The following is a 15,147-nucleotide window of genomic DNA, read 5'->3' on the forward strand; positions in this document are numbered from 1 at the left end:
GAGCCGATGCCCACACCGATCCAGTCCGCGCCCAAGCCACCGCCTGCGCCCGCACCACAACGTGCCGTGCCGATGGAGAGACCGTCTGCCGCGCCCACAGCGCCTGCTGGTCCGGGGGAAAAGCGACCGGCCCTTGCCGTCATTGGCCGTGGCGACACTCAGACAAGTCGCTCGACCTCAAACAAGTCTTTTGCGGAAACCCCGATCAGCCCTGACGGTCTGTTCTTCTCCCAATTGCTGGTGCCCGCAGTGAGCGAAGAGCGCGATCAGCAAGGCTTTGCCGGTGGTGCGGTGGCCTTTCCTGTGAAGAGCGAAGCGGTGCCCACGCAACTGATCGATGAGGTGGCGCAGCGCCTGCCTGAGCAGCCTGAAGGCCCGCTCAACTTCACCCTGTTGATGCCCAATCTGGGCACGGTGCGGGTCAATGCAGAAAAGACCGACAACCGCTGGAGCATCCAGTTGGGCTTCGCTCGCCGTGACGTGCTCAAGCGATTGCAGGGTCATGTGGGAGCCTGTCGCGACGCGCTGTCACAGGCCATGGGGCTGGACGTCGATCTGGACCTTCATGAAGAGCGTGAAGCATGAACGCCCTCTATCTGCGCAAAGTGGACCCGCTGCTGGCCCGCGCCACACGTGAGCTGGGTGCCGGTCAAAGCCTGGCGTTCCACAGCCAGGGCCAGCATGGCGAACTGACCCTGCTGCCGCTGGTTGCCGAATCAGACGTGGCGGCCATCGGTGTGTGGCTAAACAGTGCGGTCGGCGCCCTGTGCCTGAGTGATGCAGAGGCCCTTTTGAGCCTGCTGGGCGATGCACCGCTGACGCTGACCGGTGAGCAACAAAGCTGGTACTGGCAGTTTTTCAATCAACGCCTGAGCCCAACGATTGCCGCATTGCTGGCCCCGCTGGAGCCGTTGTTCGACAGCCCGGCGCAGGCCTCCTTCGGCTGCCGGATCCAGGCCCGTCTCGCCGAAGAGTCGGTGCATGCCCACTTGCACACCACCCCCGAAACCCTGCTCAGGCTGCTGAGTTGCGCCCCATGGAAAGCGCGGCAGCGGCCAGTGGATGAAACCTGGTCAGTGACCACACCTTTGATCATCGGCGAGCTGTCGCTGACGCTGAACCAACTGGCGTCGCTGCGTCCAGGCGACGTGGTGCTGCCCGCCCGCTGTGACTTCGACAGCACCGGTCAGGGTCGTCTCGCACTGGGTGCACGCCACTGGGCGGCGCACGCCGACAGCCAGGCGCACCACCTGTTTTTGCGGCTCAGCCATGAGGAGCACGGTCACAATGAGTACTGAGGATCTCTACCAGGAAGACGTCGACAGCCTGGACGATGAGCACAGCCTGGCTGACGAGGCTGGCGAACACGAGCCTGCCTATGAGACGGGTTATCGAGACGAGCCGTCGTGGCCTGAAACCGAAACCGATGTCACCTGCGAACCCGAGACGCCGCCCGAACCTGCCGGTTTCGAAGACCTTGCACTGGACCTGACCCTGCGTTGTGGTGAACTCCGGCTGACGCTCGGCGAACTGCGCCGACTGGACGCCGGGACGATCCTGGAGATCAATGGCGTAGCGCCAGGGCACGCCACGCTTTGCCACGGCGACCGTGTGGTGGCCGAAGGCGAGCTGGTGGATGTCGATGGCCGACTCGGCTTACAGATTACCCGGATGGCGGCTTACTCATGATCATGGAGGGGATGAACCCGATTCTGCTGGCGCTGTTTCTGGGCGCATTGTCGCTGATCCCGTTTCTGTTGATCGTCTGCACCGCGTTCCTGAAAATCGCCATGACGCTGCTGATCACCCGCAACGCCATCGGCGTGCAGCAGGTGCCGCCGAACATGGCGTTGTATGGCATCGCGTTGGCGGCGACCCTGTTCGTGATGGCGCCGGTGGCTCACGAAATCCAGCAAAAGGTTCATGACCATCCGCTGGAGATGGGCAACATCGACAAGCTGCAGGCCAGCGTCGGCAACCTGATTGAACCGCTGCAACGCTTCATGACCCGCAACACCGACCCTGACGTCATCGCCCATCTGCTGGATAACACCCAGCGCATGTGGCCTAAGGAAATGGCTGATCAGGCGAGCAAGAACGACCTGCTGCTGGCGATCCCGGCGTTTGTGCTGTCGGAATTGCAGGCCGGTTTCGAGATCGGCTTTCTGATCTACATTCCGTTCATCGTCATCGACCTGATCGTCTCAAACCTGCTGCTGGCGCTGGGCATGCAAATGGTCTCGCCCATGACCCTTTCGCTACCGCTCAAACTGCTGTTGTTCGTGCTGGTGTCGGGCTGGTCCCGCCTGCTCGACAGCCTCTTCTATTCGTATATGTGAGGCGGCCATGGAAGCGCTGGCGTTGTTCAAGCAGGGCATGTTTCTGGTGGTGATCCTCACCGCCCCGCCGCTGGGTGTGGCGGTACTGGTCGGGGTAATCACCTCTCTTTTGCAGGCCCTGATGCAGATTCAGGATCAGACCCTGCCGTTCGGGATCAAACTGGCCGCTGTCGGCCTGACCCTGGCCATGACCGGCCGCTGGATCGGCGTCGAGCTGATCCAGTTCATCAACATGGCCTTCGATCTGATCGCCCGCTCCGGGGTCAATCACTAGATGCCCTTCAATGCACAAGAGGCGTTCGAACTGATGCTGGGCATGGGCCTGGCCATGGCGCGGTTGCTGCCCTGCATGCTGTTAGTGCCGGCGTTCTGCTTCAAGTACCTGAAAGGCCCGTTGCGTTACGCCGTGGTGGCGGTGGTGGCGATGATACCGGCACCGGGTATCAGCCGGGCCTTGTCCTCTCTGCAGGACAACTGGTTCGAGATTGCCGGGCTGCTGATCAAGGAAGCGGTACTGGGGACGCTGCTGGGCGTGCTGCTGTACGCGCCGTTCTGGATGTTCGCCTCGGTCGGCGCGTTGCTCGACAGCCAGCGCGGCGCACTGAGCGGCGGGCAGATAAACCCGAGTCTGGGCCCGGATGCCACGCCGCTGGGCGAGTTGTTTCAGGAAACCCTGATCATGCTGGTGCTGCTGTGTGGCGGGCTGTCACTGATCACTCAGGTGATCTGGGACAGCTACAGCGTCTGGCCGCCAACCGCGTGGTTGCCGGGCATGACCGCGCAGGGCTTCGATGCCTTTCTTGGTCAGCTCAACCAGACGCTCCAGCACATGATGCTGTACGCAGCGCCTTTCATCGCGCTGCTGCTGTTGATCGAGGCGGCGTTTGCCATCGTCGGTCTCTATGCCCAACAACTCAACGTGTCGATTCTTGCCATGCCCGCCAAAAGCATGGCGGGTATCGCGTTTCTGCTGATTTATCTGCCGACACTGCTGGAGTTGGGCACCGGCGAGCTCTTGAAGCTGGCTGACCTGAAGTCGTTGTTCAACGTTCTGGTCCAGGTGCCATGAGCGAAAAAACCGAGAAGGCCACGCCCAAGCAGATACGTGACGCCCGGGAAAAAGGCCAGGTCGGACAGAGTCAGGACCTGGGCAAGCTGATGGTGTTGATGGCCGTCAGCGAAATCACCCTGGCCCTGGCCGATGAAAGTGTCGACCGGCTGGAAGCCTTGCTGGCGTTGTCGTTCAAGGGCGTCGACCGGCCCTTTCTATCGGCCGTCGAGCTGGTGGCCAGCGACGGTCTGGCCGTGCTGCTGAGTTTCACGCTGTGCAGCGTCGGCCTCGCCATGCTCATGCGCCTGCTCAGCAGTTGGGTGCAGATCGGCTTTCTGTTCGCACCCAAGGCGCTGAAGCTCGACATCAACAAGATCAACCCCTTCTCCCACGCCAAGCAGATGTTTTCCGGGCAGAACATCACCAACCTGCTGTTGAGCATTCTCAAGGCGGTTGCCATTTCCGCAACGCTCTACACGCAGGTCAAGCCCGCCCTGGGTACGCTGGTGTTATTGGCCAACAGCGATCTGACGACCTACTGGCACGCACTGGTGGAGCTGTTTCAGCATATTCTTCGCGTGATACTCGGACTACTGCTGGTGATCGCCCTGATCGACTTCGCCATGCAGAAGTACTTCCACGCCAAGAAGCTGCGCATGAGCCACGAGGACATCAAGAAGGAATACAAACAGTCCGAGGGCGACCCGCACGTCAAAGGCCATCGCAAACAGCTGGCCCACGAGATTCTCAACCAAGAGCCCAGCGCCGCCCCCAACCCGGTGGAAGACGCCGACATGCTGCTGGTCAACCCCACGCACTACGCGGTGGCGCTGTACTACCGACCGGGCGAAACGCCATTGCCGTTGATTCACTGCAAAGGTAAGGACGAAGACGCCCTTGCGCTGATTGCCCGAGCCAAAAAAGCCGGGATCCCGGTGGTGCAGAGCATCTGGCTCGCCCGCACGCTGTACCGCGTCAATGTCGGCAAATACATCCCCCGCCCTACCCTCCTGGCCGTCGGGCACATCTACAAAGTGATCCGCCAGCTCGACGAAGTCACTGACGAAGTGATTCAGATCGAAGTCGAGTTGTAGCGTCCGGGCTCAGCCCTCCTATCTGTAAGGTCTTTCGCAGAGAACACCGTGGGAGGCGGCTTGCCGGTGATGGCGTTGATCCAGTCGCTGAAGTGTTGCCCAAGAAACCGCATCGCCGGCAAGCCGCCTCCCACAAAAACGGTGTCGATTCAGTTGATCTGGTGCTGTTTGAAGAACAAGCGCTGCGTGTTTGCCAAGGTAAAAAAAACACCTCCAGTATGCGAAGGCGGTTATCTGTGAGGTCTTTCGCAGAGCACACCATGGGAGGCGGCTTGCCGGCGATGGCGTTGATTCAGTCGCTGAAGTGGTGTCTGAGAAACCGAATCGCCGGCAAGCCGCCTCCCACACAAACGGTGTTGATTCAGGTGGTCGGGTGCTGTTTGAAGAACAAGAGTCGCGTGTTTGCCCAGGCAAAAAAACCGCCTCCAGGAGGCGGTTTTCTTTGAGGTCTTCAACGCGATTTGATCGGGCTACGCCAAATGATCCAGCCCTGCCAGGATCAATTCATGCCGTCGTATCTCATCCAGGTTGGTGACCGCGTTCGGCGCGTCGTTGACGGCGTGCCACACGACAAAATCACGCTGTACATCCAGGAACAGAAAGTAATCGTTGAACCGCTCTGCTTCTGAAAACCTCAGTTGCAGCGCTTCTCGCAGTTGCTCGGGGCGCAATGCCCGACCTTCGATGTGCAGGGCAATCCCCCAGTTCTGGTGCTCGCGGCGGCTGACAAAGGCAACCCCGCTGGCCACAGGCCAGACGGCTGGCGCCTGCGCGGCGACCTGGGTGTAGAACGCCTTTTTTTCCTTTACCTCAATCATCTTCAGTCCTTTAACTGCACGACGGTATAGTCCCGGTCACGGTCTTGCTCATCCAGCCCCTGACGCATGTCAGGCGGCCACCAGATGACCAGCTCACGGCTGTTCGAATCAGGGCGTTTGCAGGCATAGCCGGCGCAGCCGTGGGTAGCGCATCCGGTCAGCGTAGCGAACATAACGAACAATAGAACAACGCTACGTTTTTTCATGGTGCGACTCCCCTGAGCAGCGACGGACGGCTTTCTTTGGCCATTTTGGAGATCTGAGGCTGACGCAACGCGATGTACACCTCGCTTTCTTCTCCCGGCTGCAGCCAGGCATGTGGCCAGGCAGCAACGGCCATGACCCAGCGACCACCACAACGGCTTTCATCGATGCGTACAGGTCTTGCGGTCGTGTTGCGCGCAACCACCACGGCCACGCCCCAGTCCTTTTGCACGAACCACTGCGACCGCTGCCGATCCAGGCTCAGGCCTTCGCCGGGGTCGCACAGGCTGTCGGCCTCAAACGGCAGCGTCTCGCCAGCACGCATGCCGGCAGGTGCGACACCGTCGGCCATCTGGGTGAAGATTTTCTGAATATCACCCCGGGTCGGCAGCTCGCCACCGTCGCGACGTTCCTTGATCTTTTTCATCTGATCATCCACATCATGAGGGTTGCCGTTCACGACGTAACGGGCCGGGTTGACCTGATCACCGATCAGGCGCGGAGTCAGAATGAACAGCCGTTCGCGCTGGCTCAGTTCACGGCTGCGGGACTGGAAGAGCAGCTTGCCGATGTAGGGAATGTCGCCCAGCAATGGCACTTTATGCACCTTGTCGTTGGCTTCCATGCCATGGAAGCCGCCGATGACCAGCGAGCCGTGTTCAGCGATCACCGCCTGGGTGCTGACGTTGCCTTTGCGCACGCTGGGCTGTTCGTCATTGATGCTCGACACGTCGATCTGCCCGTCTTCGATGTCGACGATCAACTGCACCTGCGGCTTGCCGTCGTGATCCAGCGAACGCGGAATCACCTGCAGGCTGGTGCCAGCGGTGATGGGCTGGATATCCGCGACCCGCTCGGACGTTGCGGTGATGTATTCGGTACGGCTGAAGTCGATCACGGCGGGCTGGTTTTCCAGGGTCAGGATCGAGGGGTTGCCGATCACCGAGGCCGAGCCATTGCCTTCCAGCGCATGCAGTTCTGCGGAAAACTTGCTGGCGTTCTGGATAAACAGGGTCGAGCTGGTGCCGCCTTCAAACAGGTTGACACCGCCACTGAAGCTGCCTGAATTGAAATTCCAGCGGCTGGACAGCTCCGCCAGTTCGTTGCGGTCGATGTCGAGAATGACCGCATCGATTTCGATCAGGTTGCGAGGTACGTCCAGCTCTTTCACCAGTTTCTGGTACATCGCCTTGCGCTCGGGCAAGTCGTAAATCAACACGGCGTTATTACGTACATCAGCACTGACGCGGATGTTGGCGCGACCGCCGCCGCTGCCCTTGCCGGATTTCTTGCTGCCGAAATTGAGCACCCGGTCCAGGCCTTGTTGCAGCGCACCGGAGTCGATGCCATTGGAATCCAGGTTATACGCAAGGCCTGTCGAGCCCAGACTACCGCCACTTGAGCGACTGCCCTTGCCCTGCCCGCCCAGCAGATTGATGCTGCTGATGTCGTCGCCTCGCGAACGGCTTTCCAGCAGTTCCTGAAGAATGCTGGCGACGCCCGCCACCACCAGCTCCTGATCGCGGTAGTGAATAGTGCGGTCAGCGGCGTTGGCGTACTTGAGCGGCAGCATGACCACGTCCTGCTTGTCGGCCTTCTCTGGCGGCTCGACCTTCTTGCTGTAGCTGCGCACGAACTCCACGTACTTGGCCGGCCCGCGGACCAGCACCACGCCTTCGTCCGGCAATGCGCCCCAACCGAAGCGTTTGTCCAGCAGCCCTACGTCGGTCAGGGCCGTCTGCAGGTCATCGACCGCATCGGGCGAGACTTCGATGCGCGCCGAGGTGTGCTGGCTGGACGGGCTGATGTACAGGGTATCGTTGTACACGAACCACTGGAAATGATGCTCCTGGGCCAGACGTTCAAGAAATTCCTGAGGGTTCTGAGCGCGGATACGCCCATCCAGCTTGCCCGGCACCGGCTCCATGTCGAGCGCCATGCCGAACTCCTTGGCGAAATCGGCCAGCGCTACCGACAGCTCGGTCTGGCGAGCGTCGTAAGCGTAGGCGGTGTGTTTCCAGGCTTCGGGGGTGACCGCCCATGTTACTGAGGTCACCCCGATCAACAGTAAAGGCAACCACATTAAGGCCTTGCGCATTTCACACTCCCGGTTGCCGCTGATTGAGAATCGCGCGCACGGATGAGCCCGGCGCTGTCGTGCGAATAGTGGTGTGCATCAGGCTGAGCATGGCGCCGCGCTGGTTGGCCAGGCTTTCCAGACAATTGAGCAGGTCGGCAAGGCTGCACGGATTCGCCATCCAGTTGAGCAGCACCACACAACGCGTCTGAGGGTCGATGCCCAGCGCGCCGTCGCAGGCGCACGCCACGCTGGCACCGCCCTGAAGGAGCAGGGCATCGAGGCGCTGCGGATCACTGGCGTCATACGGATCAAGCACCTCGATGCTGCAACGCACGCCATCGCCGTCCACGGCCAGGCGCGCGTTGGCGTCATCGATCCAGCAATCCAGAGGGGTTGCTGGACGTTGCGCCGACCACTGGCCGAGGATCTCGGAGAAGTCACTGAATTCCATCGATGATTGCTTTGGTGATGCCGTGTTTGGCGCGCAGGCTTTCGTTGACGGCGATGCTGGCGACATCGGTCTGCTGCTGGGCTTCGTTGAACGCTTGCAGGTCTTCGATGGAGCCGCTTTCAGAGGCGTCCATGGCGGCGTTGTTCATATCGGTCTGAGCGCGGCTCAAGGAATTATCAAGATGGTTTTGCAGGCTCTTGAAACTGATCATGTCCAGGTACTCCAGCAGAAGGATTCAAACCTTGAGTGGAGCAAACCTGCGTAGCGGTTCCATCCTGAGTGCAACGCGCGCGTCAGGCCATCGTTTCAGCGCCCAGCAGCCCGTCGCGCAACGCCGCCCACTCAATGTCGAACGCGCCATTGGCATCACTCAGACGCAGGCTGCCCACGGCTATCGAGAGGTCACGCTTGAGCCGCCAATGCTCGGCAAACCGGCTTTCAGCCAACCACTCGGCCACCGGTTCCGCCATGTCAGGGTGGACGCTGAGCGTCGCCGCGGCCTCGTTCAGCTGGCTGGCGGCCAGGTTGCGCACGACAGCGCGGGCGCGTTCGGCCAGCGTGGTGTCGTCCAGCAACTGCGAAAGTGCATCGCTTAACAGCGACTCGACACTGTCCATGACCTGCCGTTGCAAGGCGTCACGCATAACGTGCAGGTCACAGAGAAACGCATTGGCCGTGGCCCAGAACTCGGCCAGTGCCTGCTGCTGAAGGCGGCCGCCTTCCTCTTGCGCCTGCAGCAATAGCTGCTGAGCCTCACGCCGCGCGTCGGCCAGAACGTCTCGCGCCAGCAGGCTGTCGGCAATGTGTTCGCGGCGCACGATGGGCTCAGGCAGCAGCGCAGTGTCGGTCAGGGCAATACTGCGTTTGGCGAGCATAAACAAACTCCGTGACGCACAGAAAAAGGGATGAAATCAACCTGCCGTGACGCGCCAGAGAATGGCCTGCCACAACGTCTGGAGTTTTCCGTCGGGTGCCTGACTGGGGTTGTCGGCCACCTCGCCGGGTGCCCAGGCCAGGCGCAGGCGCGACCAGCATGCAGGCCCCAGCCAGGCACCGAGCAGCGCGCGGGCGTCGGCGGTTTCGGGCATCAGCCAGACACTGGGACGCAAGGCCTTGGTCAGTGCCTGGCACCATTGGCCCTCGGGGTCATCGCGCTCACCCGCAGCGAAACAGATGCACTGTGCCAGCGCCAGCGCGTGATCGCGCTGCGACGGAGTAAGCGAAAGCCAGCGCAGCGTCGTCTCGTCAGGAGACGGCGGCTGGCTGGGTTCAATCCCCATGGTGTGCAGAAACACCGCATGGCGGCAGTTCATCAACGCCGTACACGCGTCCATCGACAGCCCGTGGGCCTGGGCAAACCTGTTCTGCCAGGCCGGGTGTGCCCACTGCCAGGGATTGCACCACCACTGGACCCACAGGTCCTCGGCAGTCGAGCCGGTCATGCCCGCGCCGGCAAAGTCGAGCGACTGCGACGGCCGATGCCGATTCGTTGCAAGGCAGCGGCGCGCCAGTCACCGCGCAGTACCAGCGCAACGATCAGCAGCACTACGACCAGTCCTACGGGCACCAGCCACAGCATCAGGTTCCAGAACGGCAGGTTGTCACTGTCCAGCTTGAACGGCCCGAAGTTCGCCCACTGCGTGGTTTCCTGAAATTCGGCGGCCGGCACGAAGACGATCGAGAATTTCTTTGAATCGGCCGACTGCCCGGACATGCCGGGGATGCTGCTGGCAACCATCTGCTGGATTCGCCCGCGCACGCTGTCAGGGTCAAGCGCGGCGGAATGCTTGATGAACACCGCCGCCGAGGCTGGCTGCACCGGCTCGCCAGGGGCGATGCGCTCCGGCAGCACGACATGGACCCTGGCCACGATTACCCCGTCGATCTGCGACAGGGTGGCTTCAAGCTCCTGAGACAAGGCATAGATGTAGCGGGCACGCTCTTCCAGTGGCGTGGAGATCACGCCTTCCTTCTTGAAGATTTCACCCAGGCTGGTTCGCGAACGCCGAGGCAGGCCTGCGGCATCCAGCACTCGCACGGCGCGGTTCATTTCCCGGGTCGAGACGGTGACCACTACGCCACTTTTTTCCATGCGTTTGCGCGCGTCGATGTGCTGATCGGCCAGACGTGCCACCACCTCGTTGGAGTCCTGCTCGGACAAGCCGGTAAACAGTTCGGTTTCGTCGCTGCAGCCGCCCAGCATCAGCAGGCTCAACAGGAGCAACCCTGCACTCAGACATTTCACGGAAAACCTCTACTGCAGGTTGGTCAACTTGTCGAGCGCCTGGGCGCTCTTGCTCACGACCTTGGTCGTCAGCGCCATTTGCAACGAACACTGCGACAACGCACGGCCCATCTCGATGATGTCTGCGCCGTCTTCGGAACCTGCGACTTTCTTCATTTTGCGCAGCGCCTGCTGCGACAGTTTCTCGGTGTCGCTCAAGCGATCGGACAGTGCGCTGGCAACCTGATCAGACAGGTGAGAAGTCGCACGCACGTTATCCGGTCGTATGGCCGCGTTGAACAGGTCGACATCCGCCTGTACTGGCTCGGAAACAAGCCCCTGACGCATCTCCAGCCCAGATTCCGGCGTGGCGCTTTTGAGGTTACTGAGGTGGGAAATGGTCACGGGAGCTCTCCGTCAGGCGGTTTTCAAGTCAGGACAACGTCGGGTTCTGAGTGCCTTGCAGCAAGGTGTTGATGATCTGCGCAGCGGTTTGCGCAGCACTGGCCTGCAGATCGGCTCCGCCACCATTGGCACCGGCACTGCCTTGCAACGTCACTTCCAGACCTCGTTCGAGCAGCCCGCCAAGCAGTTGCCCAAGATCGGAGGTCGGCGAGTTGCCCGCTGGCGTCGCGCCCGGTTGCGGCGTGGTGCCGACGGGAGTGCCCAGACCGCCACCTTCGGACAGCACCGATTGCAGGCCACGCTCCACCAGTTCACCCAGCAGTTGCCCCAGGCCATCACCGCCCAGAGAATTTTGCGTGGTATTAGCGGCAGGATCGGTCAGTGGAGCAGGTGAACTGGCCGTGTCCGTTACCGGGGAACCCAGGCCACCGCCTGCTACATCGCCAACGCCGCTGGCATCGCTCTGCTGTTTACCAAGCTGCTGACCGATGACGTCCAGCGCTGAGCGAAATTGAGCAGTTTCATCGCCGTCCAGGAAGTTGTCTTCCTTGAGCTCGTTCAGCCACGAACCCGAGTCCGGCGTTGGAAATGCGGCCTTGTTGTCGTCCATGAACTGCGCGATCTGTTCAAGCATCGGCATGTCGTCCGGGGAGAAGTTGGTCCCATCGGTCTGTTTGGTCAGCAAATCATCCAGTGCCGCTTTGCCAAGGCCGTTCAGCACCTGGTTCATCAGGTCGGACTGACCGGCATCTGCGCCACCTGCACCGCCGACGCCGCCGGAGCCAGCACCGCCGCCGCCCGCCCCTGTACCGGCCGAGGCGCCGAAATTATCGCCGAGCTTGTCGTGAATCAGTTTGTCGAGCGCGATCTTGAGGCCTTCGATACCTGCGGACTTGCCCTCGGCGCTCATCGCCTTGGCGAGCATCTTGCCCAATGGCGAGCTTTCGTCCAGTTGACCGTTTTTGGTCAGGGCCTGGATAAGCTGCTCGACCACGTCCTGCAGCGGTTTGCTGGACTGAGTGGTGCTGCTGTAATCCTTGCTCTGGAGCGGCAGGGTGAAGAGTGAAGCCGAAGTTTGAAGAAGCGGGTTGGCACTGTTGAGACTTTGCATGAAACACCCATCCTAAGGTAGCGGCCCCCTCTGACGAGGGGGCAATCAGAAAGAATTAGTAACTGATACCTTTGGTCGTCTGCGCCGTGGCACTGATTTTCTTGTTCGACGAGTCGTCCTTGCCGGACTGGATGGCGTTCAATACGTCCATGGTCTGCTTCTTGATGGTTTCCTTGGACTGCATGTCGATCAGCTTGGCCTGGTTGGCATCCTGCTCACGGCTGGAGCGTTCCTGCGCATCGACTGCCGCGCTGCCGCCGGTGCCCTTGAGGATTGCACCCTGCAGTTGAGCCGTGGAGGAGACGGTGTTCACGCCCTGCGCCACTCCGCCCGCAGCACTGACGCCGCTGTTGAACATGTTGGTGATTTTCGAGGTGAGACCTACAGGTGCGACCATGATGTGAAACCCCTTATCGTAACCAGCGTGATTGCTTGGTACAGATAGGTGGCAACGACTGGCAGATCGGTTCCAGGCCCGATGCAAAAATCAGATCTGTAATTCCTTGATGCGCCTGTAAAGCGTACGGCGCGGCATGTCCAGCTCCTGACTGACCGCATCGACACAGTTGCGATGGCGCTTGAGCGACTCCTGAATCAGGACTTTCTCGATGCATCGCAGCTGCGATTTGAGCCCACAGTTCTGGCGCTCATCATCAGAAGCTTCGATTCCCAGCAATGGCAGGCCGAGCACGAAGCGCTTGGCGGCTGCCTTGAGTTCACGAATGTTGCCGGGCCAGTCATGATCGAGCAGCGTTTGCTGCAACAGCGAACTCACTCTGGGGGCTATCACGTTCAATTCGCTGGCAGCAACGTCGGCGAATCGGATGAACAGGGGCACGATACGCTCATGCTGGGTGCGCAACGGCGGTAGCTTGAGTGTCAGGACATTGAGGCGAAAGTACAGGTCGCGACGAAAGGTGCCATCTTCCACGGCATCGTCCAGCGAGCGCTGGGCCGACGCGATCACGCAGATGTCGAGCTTGATGCTCGACGTGGAACCCAGTCGCTCGATTGAACGGGTTTCCAGCACTCGCAGCAGCTTGGCCTGCAGGCTCAGAGGCATGCTATCGATCTCATCCAGGTACAACGTACCGCCATGCGCCGCTTCGATATAGCCGACCCGTGAGCGATCGGCACCGGTGTAGGCGCCACTGACCACGCCGAACAGCTCGCTTTCCGCCAGGGTTTCCGGAATGGCCGCACAATTCATCGCGACCAGGCGCCCTTTGCGCCCGGACATCGCATGGATGCGTTTGGCAATGGTGTCCTTGCCCGTGCCGGTTTCTCCCGACAGCAATACGTCGATCCCTAGTTGCGAAATGCTTTCAGCGACAATTCCCAGATTCGGCACACGCTCGTGATCGAAATCATCATCAAAACCCACATCAACGCTCATCCATGACCCCACACAATGAGTAGCCGGATTACACAAACTCGGATCAGAAACCCAGATCAGGCGTCAGGCAGCGATGTGGCCAGCCACGCCCAGCTCCTTCATGCGGTGGTACAGGGTACGTCGGGGCAGTTCGAGTTCCTGCAGCACAGCATCGACGTTGTGGCGGTGCCGTTTGAAGGCGTCCTGGATGAGCCTTTTTTCGATGACACGTAGTTGTGTACGCAGGCACATGGCTGAATCCCGGACCTCGGGCGGCTCTGCGCCGAGCAAGGGGAGACCCAGCACAAACCGTTTGGCAGACGACTTGAGTTCCCGAATGTTGCCAGGCCAGTCATGGCTGAGGAGCATTAACACACGCGCGCTGTCCAGCGTCGGTGCAGGCCTTCCGAAATCCTGCGCGATGCTCTGGGTGAACTGGTCGAACAACGGCAAAATCTGTTCGCGACGTGTACGCAACGCTGGCAGTTGCAGCGTCAGTGCATTGAGCCTGAAGAACAGGTCGCGCCGAAAAAGTCCTTGTTCCACCAGTTCATCCAGAGGCCGCTGGGCGGAGGCAATCACTCGCAAATCCACGGGAATGAATGCTGTCGAACCCAGACGTTCAACACCTCGACACTCCAGTACCCGCAAGAGCTTGGCTTGCAGGCTCATCGGCATGCTGTCGATCTCATCCAGGTACAACGTGCCGCCCTGAGCCGCTTCGATGTAACCCTCCCGGGAACGGCAAACGCCCGTAAACGCCCCGTTGACCACCCCGAAAAGCTGGCTTTCGGCCAGCGATTCAGGGATGGCCGCGCAATTCATACCGATGAATGCACCTGGCCGATTGGACAGCGCGTGGATACGGTTGGCCAGGGTGTCCTTGCCGGTCCCTGTCTCCCCGCACAACAGCAAGTCCATATCCAGAACTGCACTATTCATTGCAATTTCATGAAAAGCCGACAACGCACTATCTGGATGACATCCTCGGCCGCTTACATCGCCTTTTGCGTTCATTGCTCACTCTCACTGTGGATGCAGGCGCACTAGTAATACCACGACTTACAAGGCAGGAATATATGGATTTAGTTCCCGACGTACTGAGAAAAGAGTCACACATTCAGAAAATAATATCAAAGTAGCATCATCCTACAGAGAATGACGGATGGATAGAGCGAGTCTTTTCAAACGATTATTTTAAACTATCGTTATTTCAGGCTTCTCAACCAGTTAGATGGCTGCGGACCGCTCCCCAGCCCGGTTTCACTGCCCAGGACAGGCCTACGCAGACGTTTGTCAAGAAGCATTCTCAGCCGCAGCCGGTGGTTTGATGCCCCAAAACCGAGCAGACCTACGGTAAACGAACGGCGACTCTCACTTGAAACAACCCGCCCGAACACAAGTAAGAAAAGAGCACTTTTTTTAAACCGGAGTGCGTGCACCTCCAACTAAGATACACAATGAATTAAACGGGCACTCACGATTCAATACTGTTCATTGCCAACCAAAATATTCACCAGTAATAAAAAAGAAACAGGGCACAGAACAAAAATCTTATCGACGTTTAATAAGAAGTACAGGGCACCAAAAGCAGTCGGTTTTCCGAACGCAAGGCGACGGCACGCTCCCGCCCTGTTGAGCCGCAAGGGCTACACAAGGCAAAGAGTGATGCCTTTATGATATCAAGCATTCGGCAATCCGAACGAATGGAGCCCAGGCATGGAAACGGCCAAGCTGGAAAGGAGAGTAAATTCGGAAGAAAGGATTCAGCGCACACAAGCCCGGTGGCTTTGTAAAAAAGTTCAATGAATCTTGCGGTCATGAGGCTTGCTGATGGGATCCCATAAACCGAATGTTTCTAAATGTGTGTAAATGCGCTGATACAAAACATCTAAAAAGTTCATGTTATTAACCGACTTTTTCGATATTAAAACGGGGCGTCCTGCCATGATTACGGCACATAAAGGCTTGGCTCGGCAAGGCAAGGCTGTGTGT

At 59.7% G+C, this 15,147-nt stretch carries 21 protein-coding genes; 8 read left to right on the forward strand and 13 right to left on the reverse strand.

All coding sequences use genetic code 11. The annotated features are described in order from the left end of the window. The first annotated feature begins 6 nt into the window (after nucleotides 1–6). The 8 genes from H8S56_RS06215 to H8S56_RS06250 all read left to right on the forward strand — a co-directional run bounded on the left by H8S56_RS06215 (nucleotide 7) and on the right by H8S56_RS06250 (nucleotide 4,930). Nucleotides 7–585 (forward strand): type III secretion system HrpP C-terminal domain-containing protein, encoded by a 579-nt coding sequence (locus H8S56_RS06215; protein ID WP_187518139.1) that lies wholly within the window; start codon nucleotides 7–9, stop codon nucleotides 583–585. Then, a complete protein-coding gene (locus H8S56_RS06220; RefSeq protein WP_187518140.1) occupies nucleotides 582–1,298 on the forward strand; it encodes a type III secretion system protein in 717 nt (238 codons plus the stop codon). The genes H8S56_RS06215 and H8S56_RS06220 overlap by 4 nt, the downstream gene beginning before the upstream one ends. Next, nucleotides 1,288–1,689: a FliM/FliN family flagellar motor switch protein gene (locus H8S56_RS06225; RefSeq protein ID WP_187518141.1), complete on the forward strand. Its 402-nt coding sequence runs from the start codon at nucleotides 1,288–1,290 to the stop codon at nucleotides 1,687–1,689. Before H8S56_RS06220 ends, H8S56_RS06225 begins: the two co-directional genes overlap by 11 nt. Then, nucleotides 1,686–2,339 carry a type III secretion system export apparatus subunit SctR gene (gene sctR / locus H8S56_RS06230; RefSeq protein ID WP_024687115.1) on the forward strand — a complete coding sequence of 218 codons (654 nt, stop codon included), beginning with the start codon at nucleotides 1,686–1,688 and terminating at the stop codon, nucleotides 2,337–2,339. The genes H8S56_RS06225 and sctR overlap by 4 nt, the downstream gene beginning before the upstream one ends. 7 nt (nucleotides 2,340–2,346) lie before the next feature. Next, nucleotides 2,347–2,613 (forward strand): type III secretion system export apparatus subunit SctS, encoded by a 267-nt coding sequence (gene sctS, locus H8S56_RS06235; RefSeq protein WP_024687116.1) that lies wholly within the window; start codon nucleotides 2,347–2,349, stop codon nucleotides 2,611–2,613. Then, a complete protein-coding gene (gene sctT, locus H8S56_RS06240) occupies nucleotides 2,614–3,408 on the forward strand; it encodes a type III secretion system export apparatus subunit SctT (RefSeq protein ID WP_187518142.1) in 795 nt (264 codons plus the stop codon). It begins immediately after the preceding gene. After that, nucleotides 3,405–4,484 (forward strand): type III secretion system export apparatus subunit SctU, encoded by a 1,080-nt coding sequence (sctU, locus tag H8S56_RS06245; protein ID WP_187518143.1) that lies wholly within the window; start codon nucleotides 3,405–3,407, stop codon nucleotides 4,482–4,484. Before sctT ends, sctU begins: the two co-directional genes overlap by 4 nt. Before the next feature lie 95 nt (nucleotides 4,485–4,579). Then, nucleotides 4,580–4,930: a hypothetical protein gene (locus H8S56_RS06250; RefSeq protein ID WP_187518144.1), complete on the forward strand. Its 351-nt coding sequence runs from the start codon at nucleotides 4,580–4,582 to the stop codon at nucleotides 4,928–4,930. Between the two features lie 24 nt (nucleotides 4,931–4,954). Here the strand turns inward: H8S56_RS06250 and H8S56_RS06255 are convergent, their stop codons facing one another. The 13 genes from H8S56_RS06255 to H8S56_RS06315 form a co-directional block, all read right to left on the reverse strand. Then, entirely contained in the window at nucleotides 4,955–5,302 is a 348-nt protein-coding gene (locus H8S56_RS06255; RefSeq protein ID WP_024687615.1) for a hypothetical protein, read from the reverse strand. A gap of 2 nt (nucleotides 5,303–5,304) precedes the next feature. Next, nucleotides 5,305–5,508 carry an HrpT family type III secretion system protein gene (gene hrpT / locus H8S56_RS06260; protein ID WP_024687616.1) on the reverse strand — a complete coding sequence of 68 codons (204 nt, stop codon included), beginning with the start codon at nucleotides 5,506–5,508 and terminating at the stop codon, nucleotides 5,305–5,307. Beyond that, complete coding sequence (sctC, locus tag H8S56_RS06265; protein ID WP_187518145.1) at nucleotides 5,505–7,604, reverse strand: type III secretion system outer membrane ring subunit SctC; 2,100 nt, start codon at nucleotides 7,602–7,604, stop codon at nucleotides 5,505–5,507. The genes hrpT and sctC overlap by 4 nt, the downstream gene beginning before the upstream one ends. A gap of 1 nt (nucleotide 7,605) precedes the next feature. Continuing rightward, the gene (locus H8S56_RS06270; RefSeq protein WP_187518146.1) at nucleotides 7,606–8,037 is read right to left on the reverse strand and encodes a type III secretion protein; all 432 of its coding nucleotides are present in this window, start codon (nucleotides 8,035–8,037) and stop codon (nucleotides 7,606–7,608) included. Next, nucleotides 8,024–8,248: a type III secretion protein gene (locus H8S56_RS06275; RefSeq protein ID WP_024687619.1), complete on the reverse strand. Its 225-nt coding sequence runs from the start codon at nucleotides 8,246–8,248 to the stop codon at nucleotides 8,024–8,026. Before H8S56_RS06275 ends, H8S56_RS06270 begins: the two co-directional genes overlap by 14 nt. Nucleotides 8,249–8,330: 82 nt before the next feature. Beyond that, nucleotides 8,331–8,912 (reverse strand): type III secretion system stator protein SctL, encoded by a 582-nt coding sequence (sctL, locus tag H8S56_RS06280; RefSeq protein ID WP_187518147.1) that lies wholly within the window; start codon nucleotides 8,910–8,912, stop codon nucleotides 8,331–8,333. 36 nt (nucleotides 8,913–8,948) lie between these two features. Further along, entirely contained in the window at nucleotides 8,949–9,479 is a 531-nt protein-coding gene (locus tag H8S56_RS06285; RefSeq protein WP_187518148.1) for a type III secretion protein, read from the reverse strand. Beyond that, nucleotides 9,476–10,282, reverse strand: a complete 807-nt coding sequence (gene sctJ / locus H8S56_RS06290) for a type III secretion system inner membrane ring lipoprotein SctJ (RefSeq protein WP_187518149.1) — start codon at nucleotides 10,280–10,282, stop codon at nucleotides 9,476–9,478. Before sctJ ends, H8S56_RS06285 begins: the two co-directional genes overlap by 4 nt. Nucleotides 10,283–10,291: 9 nt before the next feature. Then, on the reverse strand, nucleotides 10,292–10,666 hold the full coding sequence (gene sctI / locus H8S56_RS06295) for a type III secretion system inner rod subunit SctI (protein ID WP_024687623.1): 375 nt from the start codon (nucleotides 10,664–10,666) through the stop codon (nucleotides 10,292–10,294). Between the two features lie 28 nt (nucleotides 10,667–10,694). Then, on the reverse strand, nucleotides 10,695–11,777 hold the full coding sequence (gene hrpZ / locus H8S56_RS06300; RefSeq protein ID WP_187518150.1) for a type III secretion system effector HrpZ: 1,083 nt from the start codon (nucleotides 11,775–11,777) through the stop codon (nucleotides 10,695–10,697). A 55-nt stretch (nucleotides 11,778–11,832) separates the two neighbouring features. After that, complete coding sequence (locus tag H8S56_RS06305; protein ID WP_024687625.1) at nucleotides 11,833–12,174, reverse strand: membrane protein; 342 nt, start codon at nucleotides 12,172–12,174, stop codon at nucleotides 11,833–11,835. A gap of 90 nt (nucleotides 12,175–12,264) precedes the next feature. Next, the gene (locus H8S56_RS06310) at nucleotides 12,265–13,173 is read right to left on the reverse strand and encodes a sigma 54-interacting transcriptional regulator (protein WP_187518151.1); all 909 of its coding nucleotides are present in this window, start codon (nucleotides 13,171–13,173) and stop codon (nucleotides 12,265–12,267) included. A 63-nt stretch (nucleotides 13,174–13,236) separates the two neighbouring features. Beyond that, nucleotides 13,237–14,169 (reverse strand): sigma-54-dependent Fis family transcriptional regulator, encoded by a 933-nt coding sequence (locus H8S56_RS06315; protein ID WP_024687627.1) that lies wholly within the window; start codon nucleotides 14,167–14,169, stop codon nucleotides 13,237–13,239. Nucleotides 14,170–15,147: the final 978 nt, after the last annotated feature.

This window comes from Pseudomonas triticifolii, assembly GCF_014358015.1.
GTDB classification, from domain to species: Bacteria; Pseudomonadota; Gammaproteobacteria; order Pseudomonadales; family Pseudomonadaceae; genus Aquipseudomonas; species Aquipseudomonas triticifolii.